The sequence below is a fragment of the Streptomyces sp. BR1 genome, from assembly GCF_052373795.1.
Lineage (GTDB): Bacteria > Actinomycetota > Actinomycetes > Streptomycetales > Streptomycetaceae > Streptomyces.
The window spans coordinates 1,413,436-1,434,238 of the sequence record NZ_CM126252.1; the positions used below are offsets into that span (position 1 = coordinate 1,413,436).

2 protein-coding genes are annotated in these 20,803 nt (G+C 73.0%); both read right to left on the reverse strand.

Going from position 1 to position 20,803, the window contains the following annotated elements:
• Window positions 1-50: 50 nt before the first annotated feature.
• The gene (locus ACT1U9_RS06080) at window positions 51-15,521 is read right to left on the reverse strand and encodes a type I polyketide synthase (protein ID WP_444537347.1); all 15,471 of its coding nucleotides are present in this window, start codon (window positions 15,519-15,521) and stop codon (window positions 51-53) included.
• A 331-nt stretch (window positions 15,522-15,852) separates the two neighbouring features.
• Window positions 15,853-20,796, reverse strand: coding sequence for a type I polyketide synthase (locus ACT1U9_RS06085; protein ID WP_444537348.1), 4,944 nt, complete (start codon window positions 20,794-20,796; stop codon window positions 15,853-15,855).
• Window positions 20,797-20,803: the final 7 nt, after the last annotated feature.

Consider the following 20,803-nt stretch of genomic DNA (forward strand, 5'->3'; position numbering starts at 1 on the left):
AGCTCGCGCGGAGCCTGTGGGTCGGAAAGTGGGCACCGGACCGGTGCGGCTCAGGACAGGCCCAGCTCGTCGTCGAGGAGATCGAAGATCTCGTCGGCCGTGGCGGACTGGATTTCCCGCTCTTGTGCGGCGCTGTCCTGTGCACTGTGCGTTTCATTCCACTTCGCCAGAAGGTCTCGCAGCCGAGCGGTGATGCCCGCGCGTTCGACGTCGTCGGAGCCGACCGTCGAGAGGATCGATTCGAGCTTGTCGAGTTCCGCGTGGACGGACTTGCGGGCCGGGTCGCCCTGGCCGAGCTTCTCGCCGAGGTAGGCGGCGAGCGCGGCGGGCGACGGGTAGTCGAAGATCAGCGTGACGGGCAGCCGGAGTCCGGAGCTCGCCGTGAGCCGGTTGCGCAGGTCGACCGCGGTCAGGGAGTCGAAGCCCAGGTCGAGGAAGCCGCGTGCGGCCTCCACGTCGTCCGGTCCGCCATAGCCGAGGACCGCGGCGACCTGGGTGCGGACCAACTCCATGATCAGCTGGGCGCGTTCGGCGGACGGGAGACCCGCGAGCCGTGCTTCGAGCGGCTCGGCGCTCCCGGTACCGGGGCGCGCCCCGGCCCGGGTGCCGGAGTCGACGGCCCGCCGCGCGGGGGTACGGACCAGTTGGCGCAGCAGCGGAGGCAGGGTGCCGTCCGCGGCCTGGGCGCGCAGCGCGCCCAGCTCGACCCGCATGGGCACGAGGACCGCGTCGTCCAGGGTGCGGGAGGCGTCGAACAGCGCCAGCCCCTCCTCGGGTGCGAGCGCCGCCACGCCGGAGCGGGCCATCCTGGTCAGGTCGGCGTCGTCGAGGGCGCCCGCCATGCCGTCGGTGGTGGCCCACAGGCCCCAGGCGAGGGAACTGGCCCTCAGACCGCGGGCCGTGCGGTGCTGGGCGAGGGCGTCCAGGAAGCTGTTGGCCGCCGCGTAGTTGCCCTGGCCCGCCGCGCCGAACGAGCCGGCGACGGAGGAGAAGAGCACGAAGGCGGAGAGCTCGCTGCCCTCGGTCAGTTCGTGCAGGTTCCAGGCCGCGTCGACCTTGGGCCGCAGGACGGTGTCCAGGCGTTCGGGGGTCAGCGAGTCGATGATCCCGTCGTCCAGCACACCGGCCGTGTGCACGACCGCCGTCAGCGGACGGTCCTGCGGTACGGCGGCCAGGACCGCGGCCAGCGCGTCCCGGTCGGCCGCGTCGCACGCCACCCACTCCGCCCGCGCACCCAACTCGGCCAGTTCCGCCACCAGTTCGGCCGCACCCGGCGACCGCTCGCCACGACGGCTGAGCAGCAGCAGGTGCCGGGCGCCGTGGGCGGCGACCAGGTGGCGGGCGAAGAGCCTGCCGAGGGTGCCGCCGGCGCCCGTGATCAGGACGGTGCCGCCGGCGTCGATGCCCCGCAGGGCTGTCTCCGACGCGTCGCGGGCGACGCGGCGCAGCCGGAAGGCGTGTGCCTCGCCCGACCGCAGCGCGAGCTGCGGCTCGTCGGTGGCGAGCGCGGCGGCCAGCGCCCCGAGGGAGGCGTCGGTACCGTCGGTGTCCGCCAGGACGAACCGGCCGGGGTTCTCCGACTGCGCGGAGCGCACCAGGCCCCAAACCGGGCTGTGCGCCAGGTCCGTGACCGGCTCGTCCGGCCCGGCCGCCACCGCGCCCCGGGTCACGAACACCAGGCGCGCGTCCTCCAGGCGTTCATCGGCCAGCCACTCCTTGAGGAGGGCGAGCGCGTGGTGGGCTGCGGCCCGGGCGGTGGCGGCCCGGCCGCTGTCGGAAGCGGTGGAGGACAGCGGGACGAAGACCACGTCCGGCGTCGGCGCCCCGGCCGTGAGCGCGCCGCGCAGCGCGGTCAGACCGGCGTACGCGTCCAGCCGCTCGCCGGCGATCCGCAGGTCCGGCCCGTCGTCGCCGAGGACCGTCCAGCGCTCGCCGGAGGGCACCGCGCCCGCCGCGACGGGCAGCTTGGCCCACTCGACGCCGAACAGGGACTCGTGGTGCGCGGCCCGGTCACCGCCGAGCTGCTGTGCCGAGACCGGACGCAGGACCAGGGAGTCGACGGAGGCCACCGGGGCGCCGGTGGAGTCGGCCACGTCGAGGGCCACTCCCCCGGACGCGGCGGCGGTCAGCCGGACCCGGATGCCCGCGGCGCCGGCCGCGTACAGCCGCACACCGGTCCAGGCGAAGGGCAGCCGTGCGCCCTCGGGCTCGTCCTCGGCACCGGGGGCGCCGAGACCGATCGCGTGCAGGGCGGCGTCGAGCAGGGCGGGGTGCACGCCGTAGTCGGCGGCGTCACCCTCGTACTCCTCGTCGAGCGCGACCTCGGCGAACAGCTCCTCGCCGCGCCGCCAGGCGGCGCGCAGGCCCCGGAACACCGGACCGTAGCCGAGTCCGGCCGATGCCGCGGCCGGGTAGAAGCCGTCGGTGGGCACAGGCACCGCGTCGGCCGGCGGCCACTGGGCCAGGTCGAACGCGGGCAGTTGCGCGGCGGGGGTGAGGACACCGGTGGCGTGGCGGGTCCACGGCTCGTCGGTGGGTGCCTCGGCGCGGCGGGAGTGCAGGGTCAGGTTGCGGCGCCCGGCCCCGTCGGCCGCGTCGACGCTCACCTGGAGCTGGACGGCGCCCTGTTCGGGCAGGGTGAGCGGGGCCTCGATGGCCAGCTCCTCGACCGTGTCGCAGCCGCACTGTTCACCGGCGCGCAGGGCCAGTTCGACGAAGGCCGTGCCGGGCAGCAGGACGGTGTCCATGACCGTGTGGTCGGTGAGCCAGGGGTGGGTGGAGAGCGCGAGACGTCCGGTGAGGACGTACCCGTCGGACGCGGGCAGTTCGACGGTGGCGCCGAGCAGCGGGTGGGCGGCCGAGTCGAGGCCGGCGGCCAGCACGTCCTCGACGGAGACGCCGACGTCGAGCCAGTAGCGCTTGCGCTGGAAGGCGTAGGTGGGCAGGTCGACGCGCCGGGCGCCGGTCCCCGCGAAGAACGCCTCCCAGTCCACGGGCACGCCCTGGACGTGGGCCCGTGCGAGGGCGGTGGTGACCGTCTCCGCCTCGGGGCGGCCGTCGCGCAGGACCGGCACGAAGGCGGCGTCCTCGCCGCTCACGCAGTCCTGCGCGAGGGCGGAGAGGATGCCGTCGGGGCCGAGCTCGACGTACGTGGTGACGCCCGCGGTTTCCAAGGCCCGGATGCCGTCGAGGAACCGTACGGCCTCACGGACGTGGCGTACCCAGAAGTCGGCGTCGGTCATCTCGTCGGAGACCAGGGAACCGGTGAGGTTGGAGACGACCGGGATCCGCGGGGACGCGTAGACGAGCCCTTCGGCGACCTTGCGGAAGTCGGCGAGCATGCCGTCCATGTGCGGGGAGTGGAACGCGTGACTGACCGTCAGCTGCTTGGACTTACGGTCCCCGAAGTGCGCCACGATCTCCTGCGCGGCGTCCTCGTCACCGGCGACGACCACCGACTGCGGGCCGTTGATGGCGGCGATGGACACACCGTCGGTGAGGTACGGAAGCACCTCGTCCTCCGACGCCTGGACGGCGATCATGACACCGCCAGCAGGCAGAGCCTGCATCAACCTGCCACGCGCGGCGACCAGTTCACATGCGTCCTGGAGCGAGAACACCCCGGCCACATGCGCGGCGGCGATCTCGCCGATGGAGTGGCCCGCCAGGAAGTCCGGCTTCAGGCCCAGGGACTCCACCAGACGGAACAGCGCGACCTCGACGGCGAAGAGGGCGGGCTGGGTGAACTCCGTACGGTCGAGAAGATCACGGTCGTCGCCGAACAGCACGTCCTTCAGGGGACGTTCGAGGTGCCGGTCCAGCTCGGCGCAGATCTCGTCCAGGGCCCCGGCGAAGGCCGGGTACATGTCGTACAGCTCGCGGCCCATGCCGAGGCGCTGGCTGCCCTGACCGGTGAACAGGAACGCGGTCTGGCTGTCGCGGGCCGAGCCGCGCAGCACTCCCGCCGTCTCCTCGCCGCGCGCCAGGGCGTCCAGGCCGCGCAGCAGCTCCTCCCGGCCCCCGGCGACCAGCGCGGCCCGCTGTTCCAGGGCCGAGCGGGTGGTCGCCAGCGACAGGCCCAGGTCGGCGGTGCGCAGCGCGGGGTCGGCGTGCACATGGGCGTGCAGACGCCGGGCCTGGGCGCGCAGGGCCTCCTCGCTGCGGGCCGAGACGACCAGCGGCACGAGCGCCGGGCCTGCGGGCTCCGGCTCACCTTCCCGGGCGGCGGGCTCCGCCGCGTCGGGGGCCTGCTCGATGATGGCGTGCGCGTTGGTACCGCTGATGCCGAAGGACGAGACGCCCGCGCGGCGCGGGCGGCCCGTCTCGGGCCACCGCACCTGCTCGGTGAGAAGGGACACCGCGCCCGCCGACCAGTCGACGTGCGGGGTGGGCTCGTCGACGTGCAGGGTCTTCGGCAGGACGCCGTGCTGCATCGACATGACCATCTTGATGACTCCGGCGACACCGGAGGCGGCCTGGGTGTGACCGAGGTTGGACTTCACCGAGCCGAGCAGCAGGGGCCGGTCGTCGGTGTGCTCCTGGCCGTAGGTGGCCAGGAGGGCCTGGGCCTCGATGGGGTCGCCGAGGGTGGTGCCGGTGCCGTGCGCCTCGACCGCGTCGACCTGCCCGGCGGGCAGACCGGCGTTGGCGAGTGCCTGGCGGATGACGCGCTGCTGGGACGGGCCGTTGGGAGCGGTCAGGCCGTTGCTCGCACCGTCCTGGTTGACGGCGGAGCCCCGCAGGACCGCGTGGACGTGGTGGCCGTTGCGGCGGGCGTCGGAAAGGCGCTCCAGGAGGAGCACGCCCGCGCCCTCGCCCCAGCCGGTGCCGTCGGCGGCGGCCGCGAAGGACTTGCAGCGGCCGTCCGCGGCGAGACCCCGCTGGCGGCTGAACTCGATGAAGGTGCCGGGCGTGAACATCACGGTGACACCGCCCGCCAGCGCGAGATCGCACTCGCCGTTGCGCAGCGCCTGCGCGGCGAGGTGCAGGGCGACGAGCGAGGACGAGCACGCCGTGTCGACGGTGACCGCCGGGCCCTCCAGACCGAAGGTGTAGGCGACGCGGCCCGACACGATGCTGCTGGAGCTGCCGGTGCCGAGGTAGCCCTCGACGCCCTCGGGCACGGCGTGCAGGCGCGCGCCGTAGTCGTGGTACATGACGCCGGCGAAGACGCCCGTACGGCTGCCGCGCACGGCGGACGGCGCGATGCCGGCCCGCTCGAAGGCCTCCCACGTGGTCTCCAGGAGGAGGCGCTGCTGCGGGTCCATGGCGAGGGCCTCGCGCGGCGAGATCCCGAAGAAGGCCGCGTCGAACCCGGCGGCGTCGTGCAGGAAGCCGCCGTCCCGGGCGTAGCTGGTGCCCTGGCTCTCCGGGTCGGGGTCGTACAGCGCCTCGGTGTCCCAGCCGCGGTTCTCCGGCAGGCGGGTGATGCCGTCGGCGCCCGCCGTCAGGAGCTGCCACAGGTCCTCGGGGGTGCGGACACCGCCGGGGTAGCGGCAGCTCATGGAGACGATGGCGATGGGGTCGCCGTCGGCCGTCACCGTCACCGGTTCGGCCACGGCGGCCGTCGTGTCGTCGCCGATCAGCTCGGAGCGCAGATGGCGGGCGAGGACCGTCGGGTCCGGGTAGTCGAAGATCAAGGTCGCGGGCAGGCGCAGCGCGGTGGCCGCGTTCAGCCGGTTGCGCAGCTCGACCGCGGTGAGCGAGTCGAAGCCCAGCTCCTTGAAGGCCCGGGCCGATTCGACGGCCGAGGGCCCCGCGTGGCCGAGGACGGCCGCGACCTCGGTACGGACCAGGTCAAGGAGCGCACGGTCCTGCTCGGGCGCGGAGAGGGCGGCGAGCCGGTCGCGCCGCTGCGACTGGGCCGCACCGGATGCGGCCGACGCGTCCACCGACCGCCGGGCCACACCCCGTACGAGAGAGCGCAGGAGCGGCGCGACGGTCCCCGCGGCCGCCTGGGCGCGCAGGGCCTCGGTGTCGACCCGCATCAGGGCGACGGCCGGGTCGGGGAGGGCGAGTGCCGCGTCGAAAAGCCCCAGGCCGTCCGCCGCCGTGAGCGGGGGCAGTCCGGCGCGGCGCATCCGGTTGACATCGGCCGCGTCCAGGGCGCCCGCCATGCCGTCGGCCACGGACCACAGGCCCCAGGCCGTCGAGGTCGCCGGCAGTCCGTGGGCGTGCCGGTAGTCGGCGAGGGCGTCCAGGAAGGAGTTGGCGGCGGCGTAGTTGCCCTGTCCGGGACCACCGAAGAGGCCGGAGGTGGAGGAGAAGAGCACGAACGCGGCCAGGTCCAGATCCCGGGTCAGCTCGTGCAGGTTCAGGGCCGCGTCCACCTTGGGGCGCAGGACCTTGGAGAGTCGCTCGGGGGTCAGCGAGGAGATGATCCCGTCGTCCAGCACACCGGCGGTGTGCACGACCGCTGTCAGCGGGTGCGCGGACGGTACGGCCGCCAGGAGCGCGGCGAGCGCGTCCCGGTCCGCCACGTCGCACGCGGCCCAGGTCGCCTCGGCGCCCAACTCGGCCAGTTCGGCGACGAGTTCGGCGGCGCCGGGCGCCGCGGCCCCGCGCCGGCCGACGAGGAGCAGCCGCTCCACGCCGTGCTCGGTGACAAGGTGGCGGGCCACGAGGCCGCCCAGCGCACCCGTGGCACCGGTGATCAGGACCGTGCCGCCGGGCCGGAAGGCGCCGGCGGTGGTGCCGGGCTCGTCCTGCCCCTTCGCCACGCGGGCGAGCCGGGGCACGAGCACGGTCCCGGCGCGCAGCGCGAACCGCTCCTCGTCGGAGCTGAGCGCGGCGCGCAGGGCCTGCTCGGCGCGGGCGTGTCCGTCGGTGTCGACGAGCGCGACGCGGCCGGGGTTCTCCGACTGCGCGGACCGCAGCAGACCCCAGACGGTGGCGGCGGCGAGGTCGCTCACCTCGTCGTCCGGGCCCGCGGCGAGCGCGCCCCGGGTGACGACCACCAGGCGGGAGGCGGCGAACCGGTCCTCCGCCAGCCAGGTCTGGACGAGCGCCAGCGCATCGTGCGCGGCACCGTGGACGGCGGGTGCGGTGCCGGCGACGGGGGCGAGGGCGACGACGACCTCGTCGGGCACCGCCGCTCCCGCGTCCACGGCGGCGGTCAGCGCCGGCAGGTCGGGGTAGCGGTCGGCGTCGGCGACGGTGTCGCCGTCGCCGTCGCCGCCGCCGAGGAGCGCGTACCGGACGTCGGCGGCGGCCGGAGCGGCGAGGCCCGGCAGCTCGGTCCACTGCTGGCGGAAGACGGACTCGTGATACGTGGTGCGCGCCGCACGGAGCTGATCGGCCGTCACCGGGCGCAGGCCGAGCGACTCCACGGCGGCGACGGGGGCGCCCGAGGAATCGGCGATCTCCAGCCGGACGCCTTCGGCACCCGCCGGGGCGAGCCGGACGCGCAGGGCGGCGGCGCCGGCCGCGTGTAGGGACACGCCGGTCCACGCGAAGGGCAGCCGTCCCTGGCCGTCGTCGGCGCCTATGCCGCCGAGTCCGATGGCGTGCAGGGCCGCGTCGAGCAGCGCCGGGTGCAGGCCGAACCGTCCGGCCTGGTCCTCGGTTCCCTCGGGCAGCCGGACCTCGGCGAAGACCTCGCCGGCGCGCTGCCAGGCGGTGCGCAGACCGCGGAAGGTGGGCCCGTAGGCGAATCCGATGTCGGCGAGCCCGTCGTAGCGCCCGTCCAGCGTCACCTCGGTGGCATCGGCCGGGGGCCAGGCCGTCAGGTCGAACGCGGCCGGCGGCCGCCCGCCCTCGGCGAGCACACCGCTGGCGTGCCGGGTCCACGGCTCCTCGGCGGCCAGCCCTTCGGCGCGGGAGTGCACGGCGAGGGGGCGGCGCCCGGCCTCGTCGGCGGCGCCGGCCCACACCCGCAGCTGTACGCCGCCGTGTTCGGGCAGGACGAGCGGCGCTTCGAGGGTCAGCTCCTCCAGGTAGTCGCAGCCGAGCTGGTCCCCGGCGCGGGTCGCGAGCTCCACAAAGGCCGTACCGGGCAGCAGGACGCTGCCGAGGATGGCGTGGTCGGCGAGCCAGGGGTGCGTGGAGAGCGCGAGTCGTCCGGCGAAGACCATGCCGTCGGACTCGGGCAGCGCGACACCGGCACTGAGCAGCGGGTGGGCGGTGTCGTCCAGGCCGATGGCCTCGACATCGCCGAGATAGAGCGAGGAGGCGGCGGGCCAGTAGCGCGAGCGCTGGAAGGCGTACGTGGGCAGGTCGACGCGCTGGGCGCCGGTTCCCCCGTAGTACGCCTGCCAGTCGACGGCAGTGCCCCGGACGTGCGCCTGCGCAAGGGCGACCGTCGCCGTCTCGGCCTCGGGACGGTTCTTGCGGAGCAGGGGCACGAAGGCCGCGTCCTCGGTGACGCACTCCTGCGCGAGGGCGGACAGAGTTCCGTCCGGGCCAAGCTCCAGATACGTCGTGACACCGGCCGCTTCGAGGGCGCGAACACCGTCGAGGAAGCGAACCGCCTCGCGGACGTGGCGTACCCAGAAGTCAGGGGACGCCATCTCGTCGGAGACCAGCGCGCCGGTCAGGTTCGAGACGACCGGGATACGCGGGGACTCGTACGACAGCCCCGCAACAACCTCACCGAACGCGTCCAACATGCCGTCCATGTGCGGCGAGTGGAACGCGTGACTGACCGTCAGCCGCTTCGACTTACGGCCTTCGAAGTGCGCGAGGACCTTGAGCGCCGCGTCCTCGTCCCCCGCGATGACGACTGACTGCGGACCGTTGATGGCCGCGATGGACACACCGTCGGTGAGGTACGGAAGTACCTCGTCCTCCGACGCCTGCACCGCAATCATCACGCCGCCCGTCGGCAGCGCCTGCATCAACCGACCCCGGGCAGCGACCAGTTCACAGGCGTCCTGGAGCGAGAACACACCCGCCACATGCGCAGCAGCAATCTCACCGATGGAGTGACCCGCCAGGAAATCGGGCTTCAGGCCCCACGACTCCACCAGACGGAACAGCGCGACCTCGACCGCGAACAGAGCAGGCTGCGTGAACTCCGTACGGTCCACCAGACCCGCATCGTCCCCCAACAGCACATCCTTCAGCGGGACTTCGAGGTGCGTGTCCACGTGCGCGCACACCGCGTCCAGCGCATCCGCGAACACCGGGTAGGCGTCGTACAGCTCACGCCCCATCCCCAGCCGCTGGCTGCCCTGACCCGTGAACAGGAAGGCGAGCTTCCCGGCGTTCACGGCGCCTTCCACCAGACCTGCCGCCGAGCCGCCCTCGGCCAGGGCTTCCAGCCCGGCCAGCAGGCCTTCTCGGCCGTCGGCGACCACGGCCGCGCGGCGCTCGAAGGCCGAGCGGCCGTCGGCCAGCGAGAGGCCCAGGTCGGCGGGGCGCAGTTCGGGGTGCAGCTTGGTGTGGGCGAGCAGGCGGCGGGCCTGGTCGCGCAGGGCGTCGTCGGTCTTGGCGGACAGCAGCCACGGCAGGGGGCGGTCGGCCTGCGTTCCGGCCGGCTCGGTGTTCCGTACGGGCTCGGGCTCGTCGGGGGCCTGCTCGATGATGGTGTGGGCGTTGGTGCCGCTGATTCCGAAGGAGGAGACACCGGCCCGGCGCGGGCGGCCGGTCTCGGGCCACGACACCGCTTCGGTCAGCAGGGTCACCTCGCCGGCCGTCCAGTCGACGTGCGGGGTCGGCTCGTCGACGTGCAGCGTGGGGGGAAGGATCCCGTGCCGCATGGCGAGGACCATCTTCATCACGCCGGCGACACCGGCGGCGGCCTGCGTGTGGCCGAGGTTGGACTTGATGGAGCCGAGCAGCAGCGGCCGGTCGGCCTCGCGGTCCTGACCGTACGTGGCCAGGAGGGCCTGGGCCTCGATCGGGTCGCCGAGCTTCGTGCCCGTGCCGTGCGCCTCGACGGCGTCGACGTCCGCGGTGGTCAGGCCGCCGCTGGCGAGGGCCTGGCGGATGACGCGCTGCTGGGAGGGGCCGTTGGGGGCGGTGAGGCCGTTGCTGGCGCCGTCCTGGTTGATGGCCGAGCCGCGCACGAGCGCGAGGACGGGGTGACCGTTCCTGCGGGCGTCGGAGAGCCGCTCCACGAGCAGCATGCCGACGCCCTCGCCCCAGCCCGTACCGTCCGCGCCCGCCGCGAACGCCTTGATCCGGCCGTCCTCCGCGAGCCCGCGCTGACGGCTGAAGTCGATGAAGGAGGCGGGTGTGGACATCACGGTCACGCCACCGGCCAGGGCCATCGTGCACTCGCCGCTGCGCAGCGCCTGGATCGCCCAGTGCAGGGCCACGAGCGACGAGGAGCAGGCGGTGTCGACCGTCACGGCCGGGCCCTCAAGCCCGAGCACGTAGCTGACGCGGCCGGAGACGACGCTCGCGGCGTTGCCGGTGCCCAGGAAGCCCTCGACGCCGTCGGGGGCGGCCAGGATGACGTCGAGGTAATCCTGGCCGTTGGTACCGGTGAACACACCGATCTGCTCGCCGCGCACGACGGCGGGGTCGATCCCGGCGCGCTCGAACGCCTCCCACGAGGTCTCAAGGAGCAGCCGCTGCTGCGGGTCCATCGCCAGGGCCTCACGCGGCGAGATCCCGAAGAACGCGGGGTCGAAGTCGGCGGCGCCGTCCAGGAAGCCGCCGTCCCGGACGTAACTGGTGTTCTCGGCGGCGGACTCGGGGTCGTACAGCCCGTCGAGGTCCCAGCCGCGGTCGGCGGGGAAGCCCGCGATCGCGTCGCGACCGGTGACCAGGAGCTGCCAGAGGTCTTCCGGGGTCTGTACGCCGCCGGGGAAGCGGCAGCTCATCGAGACGATCGCGATGGGGTCGTCGTCGGCGTCCCGCCCGGCCGGCGCGAGGGCGGGCAGGGCCGTGTCCGTCGCCCGGGAGCCCAGGAGTTCGTCCTGGAGATGGGCGGCCAGGGCCAGGGAGTTGGGGTAGTCGAAGATCAGTGTGGCGGGCAGCCGCAGGCCCGTACGGGAGGTGAGGAGATTGCGGATCTCCACGGCCGTGAGCGAGTCGAAGCCGAGGTCGCGGAAGGCACTGGCCGGGTCGACGGACTCCGGTCCCGCGTGCCCGAGGACGGCGGCGACCTGGGTACGGACGAATTCCAGGGCGAGCTGCTCGCGTTCGTCCGCCGGGGCGGCGGCCAGCCGGTGCCCGAAGCTGTCGGCGGCGGCGCCGGGCGTGGTGGCCGCGGCGGCCGCGGCGAGCGCGTGCGCGGCCTCGGGAAGATCGGCGACCAGCGGGCAGGGGCGTACGGCGGTGAGGCCGGGGGCCAGCTTCTCCCAGTCGATGTCGGCGACCACGGACGCCGTCTCGTCCTGGGTGAGTGCCAAGTGGAGGGCGGACAGGGCCAGTTCCGGAGCGAGGGCGGGCAGTCCCGCCTGGCGCAGGCGCTCGGCGACGAGTTCGTCGGTGGCCATGCCGCCGTCTCCCCAGGCACCCCAGGACAGGACGGTGGCGGGCAGCCCTTCGGCGCGGCGCTGCTCGGCCAGGGCGTCCAAGAAGGCGTTGGCAGCCGCGTAGTTGGCCTGTCCGGCGGCGCCGAAGACGGCGGCGACGGAGGAGAAGAGCACGAACGCCGACAGGTCTAGGTCGCGGGTCAGCTCGTGCAGCACCTGTGCCGCGTGGGCCTTGGGGCGCAGGACACCGGCGAACCGCTGCGGCGTCAGGCTGTCCAGGACACCGTCGTCGAGGGTTCCCGCGGCGTGGACGACGGTGGTCAGCGGATGCTCGGCGGGGATGGCGGCGAGCAGTGCCGCGACCGCGTCGCGGTCTGCGACGTCACAGGCCGCGAAGGTGACCTCGGCGCCCAGAGCGCGCAGTTCCGCGGCGAGTTCGTCGGTGCCCTCGGCGCCCGGGCCGCTCCTGCTGACCAGCAGCAGGTGGTCGGCGCCGGTGCGGGCGAGCCAGCGGGCGACGTGCCGGCCGAGCGCGCCCGTGCCGCCGGTGACCAGCGCCGTACCGCCGGGCGTCCACTCGGTGGCGGGGCGCTCGTCCTGGGTGGCACGGGTGAGCCTGCGGACGAAGACACCGGTGGAGCGGACGGCGAGGTGGTCCTCGCCGCCGAGGCCGCCCAGGATGTCGGCGAGCCGGCCCGCGGCCCGCTCGTCAGGAGCCTGGGGCAGGTCGACGAGACCGCCCCAGCGGCCCGGCAGTTCGAGGGCGGCGGTGCGGCCGAGGCCCCAGACCTGGGCCTGGGTGGCGGCGGTGAGGCGGTCGGAGCGGCCGGTGGAGACCGCGCCCCGGGTGGCGTTCCACAGCGGGGCGTCGACGCCGGCGTCGCCGAGCGCCTGCACGAGGGCGGCGGTGGCGGCGAGCCCGGCGGACAGGGCCGGGTCCTCCGGGTGGGGCCGCTCGTCGAGCGCGAGCAGGGAGAGCACCCCGGCGGGCGCCTCGGCGTCCGCGAGGGCTTCGCCGATCCGTCGAGTGACGGCGGCGCGGTCGTCGAGGGCCGCGTCGAGCACGAGGGTGCCCACGGTGACGCCGCGTGCCGTCAGAACCCGCTCGGCGGCGGGCACCCAGGGGTCCTCGGCGTGCGCGGCGGGTACGACCAGCAGCCAGCGGCCGGTGAGGGGCGCGGGCGCGGTGTCGGTGAGCGGCTTCCAGGTGACGCGGTAGCGCCAGCCGTCGACGGTGTCGCGGTCGCGGTGGCGGCGGTGCCACGCGGAGAGCGCGGGCAGCACACTGCTGAGCGGCTGGTCCCCGTCGACCCCGAGCGTCTCGGCGAGCGCGGCGAGGTCCTCGCTGTCGACGACCTCCCAGAACTTCGCGTCGGTGGCGCCGAGTTCGCCGCCCTCGGCGACATCCGCCAGGTCCGTGAAGGGGTCGCGGGGCCAGTACAGCTCGCGCTGGAAGGCGTACGTGGGCAGGTCGACGCGGCGCGCGCCGGTCCCGGCGAAACGGGCGGCCCAGTCCGGGGAGAGGCCGCGCACATGGGCGCCGGCGACGGCGGCGTTCACCGACCACGCCTCGGGGCGGCCGGTGCGCAGCGCGGGAAGGAAAGCGGCGGCGCGGGGGCCGGTGGCGGTCTGGCAGTCCTGGCCGAGGGCGGACAGGACGCCGCCGGGGCCGAGTTCGACGTACGTGGTGACACCGCGGCTCTCCAGCCAGCGGATGCCGTCGAGGAACCGTACGGCCTCGCGGACGTGGCGTACCCAGAAGTCAGGGGACGCCATCTCGTCGGAGACAAGGGCACCCGTCAGGTTGGAGACGACCGGGATACGCGGCGACTCGTACGACAGCCCCGCCACCACCTCACGGAACGCGTCCAACATGCCGTCCATGTGCGGCGAGTGGAACGCATGACTGACCGTCAGCCGCTTGGACTTGCGGCCTTCGAAGTGCGCGTGGACCTTGAGCGCCGCATCCTCGTCACCGGCGATGACGACTGACTGCGGGCCGTTGATCGCCGCGATGCTGACCCGGTCCGTGAGGTGCGGAAGGACCTCGTCCTCCGACGCCTGAACAGCGATCATGACTCCACCGGCGGGCAGCGCCTGCATCAACCGGCCCCGGGCGGCGACCAGTTCACAGGCGTCCTCCAGTGAGAACACACCCGCCACATGCGCCGCAGCGATCTCACCGATCGAATGACCCGCCAGGAAGTCGGGCTTCAGGCCCCACGACTCCACCAGCCGGAACAACGCCACCTCAACCGCGAACAGAGCAGGCTGAGTGAACTCCGTACGGTCAAGAAGATCACCGTCGTTGCCGAACAGCACATCCTTGAGCGGGACTTCGAGGTGCGTGTCCACGTGCGCGCACACCGCGTCCAACGCCTCCGCGAACACCGGGTACGTGTCGTACAGCTCACGCCCCATCCCCAGCCGCTGGCTGCCCTGACCCGTGAACAGGAAGGCGAGCTTGCCTTCCGTGGCGCTGCCCTCGATCACATCGCCGCCGGGGTTCCCCTGCGCCAGTGCGGCGAGTCCGGTCAGGAGGCCGCCACGGTCGTCGGCGACGACGGCCGCACGGCGGTCCAGGGCGGCCCGGGTGAGGGACTGCGAGAGGGCGAGGTCGGCGAGCGCGAGGCCGGGGTGGGCGGTGACATGGGCGTGCAGCGCGGCGGCCTGGGCGCGCAGGGCGGCCTCGGTCCTGCCGGACAGCACGACGGGCACGACGGTCGCCCCGGCTTCCTGGACGGCGTCGGTCTGCGGCTCGGCCGCGGGATCCGCGGCGGCTTCCAGGATGATGTGGGCGTTGGTGCCGCTCATGCCGAACGAGGAGACACCGATACGGCGCGGCTGGTCGCCCTGCGGCCAGGGGCGCGCCTCGGTGAGCAGGGCCACGTCACCCGCGCTCCAGTCGACCTCCGGGGTCGGCTCGTCCACGTGCAGGGTGCGCGGCAGCACGCCATGACGCATCGCCATGACGCTCTTGATGACACCCGCGACGCCGGCCGCCGCCTGCGCGTGACCGATGTTGGTCTTGAGGGAGCCGAGCCACAGCGGGCGGCCCTCGGGGCGGTCCTGGCCGTAGGTGGCGATCAGGGCCTGCGCCTCGATCGGGTCACCGAGGCCCGTGCCGGTGCCGTGTGCCTCGACCGCGTCGACCTGGTCGGGGGTGAGGCGGGCGTTGGAGAGCGCCTGGAGGATGACGCGCTGCTGGGAAGGGCCGTTGGGGGCCGTGAGGCCGTTGCTCGCACCGTCCTGGTTGACGGCGGTGCCCCGCACGACGGCGAGCACGGGATGCCCCTTGCGGCGGGCGTCCGACAGCCGCTCGACGAGCAGGATGCCGACGCCTTCGGCGAGGCTGAAGCCGTCGGCGTCCGGCGAGAACGCCTTGCAGCGGCCGTCGGTGGCCAGGCCCCGCTGCTTGCTGTAGTCGATGAAGGTGCCGGGCGCGGACATCAGCGTCGCGCCGCCCGCGAGGGCGAGCGAGCACTCGCCGTTGCGCAGCGCCTGCACCGCGAGGTGCAGGGCGACCGAGGAGGAGGAGCAGGCGGTGTCGACGGTGACGGCGGGGCCTTCGAGGCCGAAGGTGTACGACAGCCGACCGGAGGCGACGCTCGCCGCGTTGCCGGTGCCGAGGTAGCCCTCCACGTTCTCGGACGAGCTCAGCAGCGCCGTCAGATAGTCGTGGTTGCTGGTGCCGACGAAGACGCCGACCTGCTTGCCCCGCATCGAGGTCGGGTCGATACCGGCCCGCTCGAACGCCTCCCAGGAGGTTTCGAGCAGGAGTCGCTGCTGCGGGTCCATGGAGAGGGCCTCGCGCGGCGAGATGCCGAAGAGCGAGGGGTCGAACCGCGCGAAGTCCTGGACGAAGCCGCCCTGGTTCGCGTAACTGGTGCCGGGGTTCTCCGGGTCCGGGTGGTAGACCTTCTCCATGTCCCAGCCACGGTCGGCGGGGAAGCCGGAGATGGCGTCGCCACCGTCGGCGACCAGCTGCCAGAGCTCTTCCGGCGAACTGATCCCGCCGGGGTAGCGGCAGCCCATGCCGACGATGGCGATCGGGTCCTGGTTCTTCGCCTCCACGTCGCGCAGCCGCTGGCGCGTCTGATGCAGATCCGCTGTCACCAGCTTCAGGTAGTCCCGCAGCGTCTCTTCATTCGCCATTTAACGCAACCACCCATTTGCAGCAGACGGCACCGGAAAACTGTTTGCAAAAAACCGAGAAATACATCGGGTCTACAGCCGGTTCGATTTCCCGACGGAATCGTTGGCCCAGCGGCAGGCTATTCGCCGCCCAATCTCCCCGACAACCCCTAACTGCCCCCTACGCACCCCTGACTGACGGGGCGCATAGGGGGCAGTGGCCCTACGCGAAAATATCGGGGGACAGACCATCGTGGTCGATAACCAGTACGCCGTCAATAACCTCATTCACGCGTACGGATACGGGAATTGGTGACGGCCGTGGCCGGACCCCGCGGGGGCCGACCGTGGTTCAGGCGCGGCCGAGCCCCTTGTTGATGAAGGCGAAGAGTTCCTCGTCGCTCGCCTCCTGGAGCTGGTCGACGTCGTCGAGCACGTCGCCGGCCGAGCCGGCTCCGGTGCCGTCCGCGAGGGCCGTCCGCTCCCCCGCGCCCGCCGGGTCCCCGCTCTCGTTCCACTTGGCGAGCAGCGACTGGAGCCGCATGGTCACCCGGGCGCGTACGACGTTGTCGCTGGTACCCCGGTCCAGCACGGTCTCCAGCTTGTCCAGTTCCTCCAGCAGGGGCGCCCCGCCCGCGGCCGCGTCGGGCACGATCCCGGCGCGCAGGTAGGCGGCGACGGCAGCCGGCGTCGGGTGGTCGAAGACCAGGCTGGCGGGCAGCTTCAGCCCGCTCACCGCACCGAGGCGGTTGCGCAGTTCGACCGAGGTGAGCGAGTCGAAGCCCAGCTCCTTGAACGCCCGCCCCGCCTCGACGGCCGCGAGGTCCGCGTGGCCGAGGACGGCCGCGACGGCGGTACGGACCAGTTCCAGGAGCAGCCGCTCCTGCTCGACCTCGGGCAGCCCGGCGAGCTGTTGCGTGAGGGGCACCCCGCCGGCCAGGTCGTCGGCGGACTCCCGCTCCGCGCTCTCGATGATCTGCCGGGCCTCCGGCAGTCCGAGCAGCAGCGGCCGGTCACGGTCGGCGGTGAAGGCGAGCGTGAACCGCTTCCAGTCCATGTCGACGATCGTCAGGGCCGTCTCGTCGCGGTCCAGCGCGTGCTGGAGCGAGGCGAGGGCGCGCTCGGGCGACATCGTGAGGATGCCGTGGCGACGCATCCGGTCGCCCGCCGCACTGTCGTCGCCGTCCGCGCTGCCCCAGGGGCCCCAGGCGAGGGAGGTGGCGGGCAGCCCTTCGGCACGGCGGTACTCGGCGAAAGCGTCCAGGAAGGCGTTGCCCGGGGCCTGGTTTCCCTGGCCCGGGGCGCCGAAGGTGGCGGAGAACGAGGAGAAGAGGACGAACGCGGACAGGTCCAACTCCCGCGTCAGCTCGTGCAGGTGGAGCGTCGCGTCGACCTTGAGGCGCAGCACGGCCGCCGCCTGCTGCGGGGTGAGCGTCTCGATCACACCGTCGTCCACGACCGCCGCCGCGTGGACCACGGCGGTCAGCGGGCGTTCGGCGGGCACGGACGCGATGAGCCCGGCCACCGCGTCGCGGGCGGCCATGTCGCAGGCGGCGATGGTGACCTGGGCGCCGAGGGCGGTCAGTTCATCACGGAGCTCGGCGGCGCCGGGGGCGTCCGGGCCGCGGCGGCTGGTGAGCAGCAGGTGCTCGGCGCCCTTCTCCGCCAGCCAACGGGCCACGTGGGCACCGAGCGTACCCGTACCACCGGTCACCAGGGTCGTGCCGGACGGGCGCCATTCCCGTACGGCGGCGGTGTCCGCGAGGCGCGCACGGGACAGTCGGCGGCCGAGGAGGCCGGAGGCGCGGACCGCGACCTGGTCCTCGACGGCGTCACCGGCGAGGACGCCGGCGAGCCGGGTCAGCGCCCGGTCGTCGAGGTCGGTGGGCAGGTCGAGCAGGCCGCCCCAGCGGCCCCCCTGTTCCATGGACGCGACGCGCCCGAGGCCCCAGACGAGCGCCTGGGCGGGGTCCGTCACCCGCTCGGTGCGGCCGGTGGCGACCGCGCCCCGCGTGACACACCACAGCGGTGCGGCGACGTCGGCGTCCCCGAGGGCCTGGGACAACGCGAGTTCGCGGGCGAAGGCCCCCTCGCCGCCGAGGGCGAGGAGGGAGAGGACGCCGCCGGGAGCGGCCTCGGCCGTCTCGGCCTTGAGCGCGGCGGCGAGGCTGTCGCGGTCGGCGCCGACGGGGACCAGGATCGTACGGACGTCAGCGCCGCGCTCACCGAGGGTACGGAGGAGGGTTCCGATCCACTCGTCATCGGCGGAGCCGTTCACGGGCTCGGGCACAACGGCCAGCCACGTGCCGGTGAGACGCGCGGTGGCCGGCTCGGCGAGCTTCTTCCAGGTGACGCGGTAGCGCCAGCCGTCGACGGTGGACTGCTCCCGGCTCTGCTTACGCCAGGACGACAGCGCGGGCAGCAGCGCGGTCAGCGGCCGCTCGTCCTCGATGTCGAGCTCAGCGGTCAGCGCCTCAAGATCCTCACGCTCGACGGCCTCCCAGAAACGTGCGTCGATCGCATCCCCCGCCGCGAACACCACCGGCTCAGCCGCGGCAGCCTCCGGCCAGAAACGCTGCGACTGGAAGGCGTAGGTGGGCAGGTCCACACGCTGGGCACCCGTGCCGGAGTACACGGCGTCCCAGTCGACCTTCACACCACGGGCCCACGCCTCACCCAACGACAACCAGAAACGCTCCAGACCACCCTCGCCACGGCGCAACGACCCCAGCACAGCAGCCTCACGGCCCGCATCCTCAACCGTCTCCGCCACACCCACCGTCAGCACCGGATGCGGGCTGGACTCGATGAACACCCCGAAACCCTGCTCCAGCAAAGTCCGGGTCGCCTGCTCCAACTCCACCGTCTGCCGCAGATTCCGGAACCAATACCCCGCATCCAGCTCCGGACCCTTAACCCACTCCCCCGTCACCGTCGACAAGAACGGCACCTCACCCGCACCCGGCTCCACCGGAGCGAGCAGGTCCAGCAGTTCCTCACGCAACAACTCCACCTGAGCCGAATGCGAGGCATAGTCCACCGCGATACGCCGCGCCCGCACACCCTCCGCCTCACACCCGGCGAAGAACTCATCAAGCGCCTCAACCTCACCCGACACCACCACCGACGAAGGACCATTCACCGCGGCAACAGAAATCCGGTCCTCACCCCACGGAGCAATCCGCTCCCGCACCGCAGCAGCAGGAAGCGGAACCGACACCATCCCGCCCAGACCCGCCAGCACACGGCCGATCGCCTGCGAACGCAACGCCACCACACGCGCCGCATCCTCCAACGACAAAACCCCCGCCACACACGCAGCAGCAATCTCCCCCTGCGAATGCCCGATCACCGCACCCGGCACCACACCCGCAGCACGCCACACCTCGGCCAACGACACCATCACCGCGAACAGAGCAGGCTGCACCACATCGACCCGCTCCAACGACGGCGCACCCTCAACACCGCACAGCACATCCCGCAAAGACCAGCCGGTAAACGGCTCAAGCGCCTTCCCACACTCATCCACCCGCGCAGCGAACACCGGAGAAGAAACCAGCAGCTCCTCCGCCATCCCCACCCACTGCGAACCCTGCCCCGGGAACACAAAAACCGTCTTCCCACCAACCACCGAACCACTCACCACACCCGCAGCGAGCCCGCCCGAAGCCACCGCCTCCACACCCGCCACATGATCACCAAAAACAACCGCACGATGATCCAAAGCAGACCGCGACGACGCCAACGACCAACCCACATCCAGCGCACGCACACCCCCCGCGCCCGCCAGCCACCCCGACAACCGCCCCGCCTGCGCCCGCAACGCACCCGCACTCTTACCCGACAACACCCACGGCACCACCGGAGCCACGGACACCTCAACGGCCTCCGCAGCCTCAACGGCCTCCGCCCCCGGCGCCTGCTCCACAATCACATGCGCATTCGTCCCACTGAACCCGAACGACGACACACCCGCACGACGCACCCGACCCACCTCAGGCCACGCGGTCTGCTCGGTGAGCAGCGAGACGGTGCCGGACTCCCAATCGATGTGCGGCGACGGCTCGTTGATGTGGAGGCTCTGCGGCAGCACGCCGTGCTGCATGGCGAGCACCATCTTGATCACGCCGGCGACACCGGCGGCGGCCTGCGTGTGGCCGATGTTCGACTTGACCGAGCCGAGCAGCAGCGGCCGGTCGGCCGGGCGGTCCTGGCCATAGGTGGCGATGAGTGCCTGGGCCTCGATGGGGTCGCCGAGGCTGGTGCCGGTGCCGTGGGCCTCGACGACGTCCACCTGGTCGGCCGAGAGCCGCGCGTTGGCGAGGGCCTGGCGGATGACGCGCTGCTGGGCGGGGCCGTTGGGGGCGGTGAGGCCGTTGCTCGCACCGTCCTGGTTGATCGCCGAGCCGCGGAGCACGGCCAGCACCGGGTGCCCGTTCTTGCGGGCGTCGGAGAGCCGCTCCAGGAGGAGGACGCCGACACCCTCCGCAGGGCCGAACCCGTCGGCGTCGGCCGCGAACGCCTTGCAGCGCCCGTCGGCGGACAGGCCCCGCTGCTTGCTGAACTCGACGAAGAGGCCCGGCGTCGACATCACGTGCACGCCGCCCGCGAGCGCGAGTGAGCACTCGCCGGCGCGCAGGGCCTGCGCCGCGAGGTGCAGGGCGACCAGCGAGGCCGAGCACGCGGTGTCGACGGTGACCGCCGGACCCTCCAGGCCGAAGGTGTAGGACAGGCGGCCGGACATGACACTGGCCGCGTTGCCCGTGCCCAGGTGCCCGGCGTAGTCCTCGGCCGCCTCCAGGAGCGGGGTGAGGTAGTCCGAACCGTTGATGCCGACGAAGACACCGGCCTGGCTGCCGCGCAGGGACGACGGGTCGATCCCGGCCCGCTCGAACGCCTCCCACGACGTCTCAAGCAGCACACGCTGCTGCGGGTCCATCGCCATCGCCTCACGCGGCGAGATCCCGAAGAACCCGGCATCGAACGCGGCCGCCCCGTCGAGGAATCCGCCTTCCCGGGTCACCGATGTGCCGTGGTCGTCGGGGTCGTCCGAGAAGAGGTTGTCGAGGTCCCAGCCACGGTCGGCGGGGAATTCGGTGAGCGCGTCACCGCCCGAGCGCAGCAGTTCCCAGAGCTCTTCGGGCGACCGCACGCCTCCGGGGAAGCGGCAGCTCATCGCCGTGATGGCGATGGGCTCATGGGCCTGGCTCTCGATTTCCCGCAGCCGTCCGTATGCCTCGTCGAGATCCGTCGTGACCTTCTTGAGGTACTCGCGGAGCTTTGCTTCGTTCGCCACTGACGCT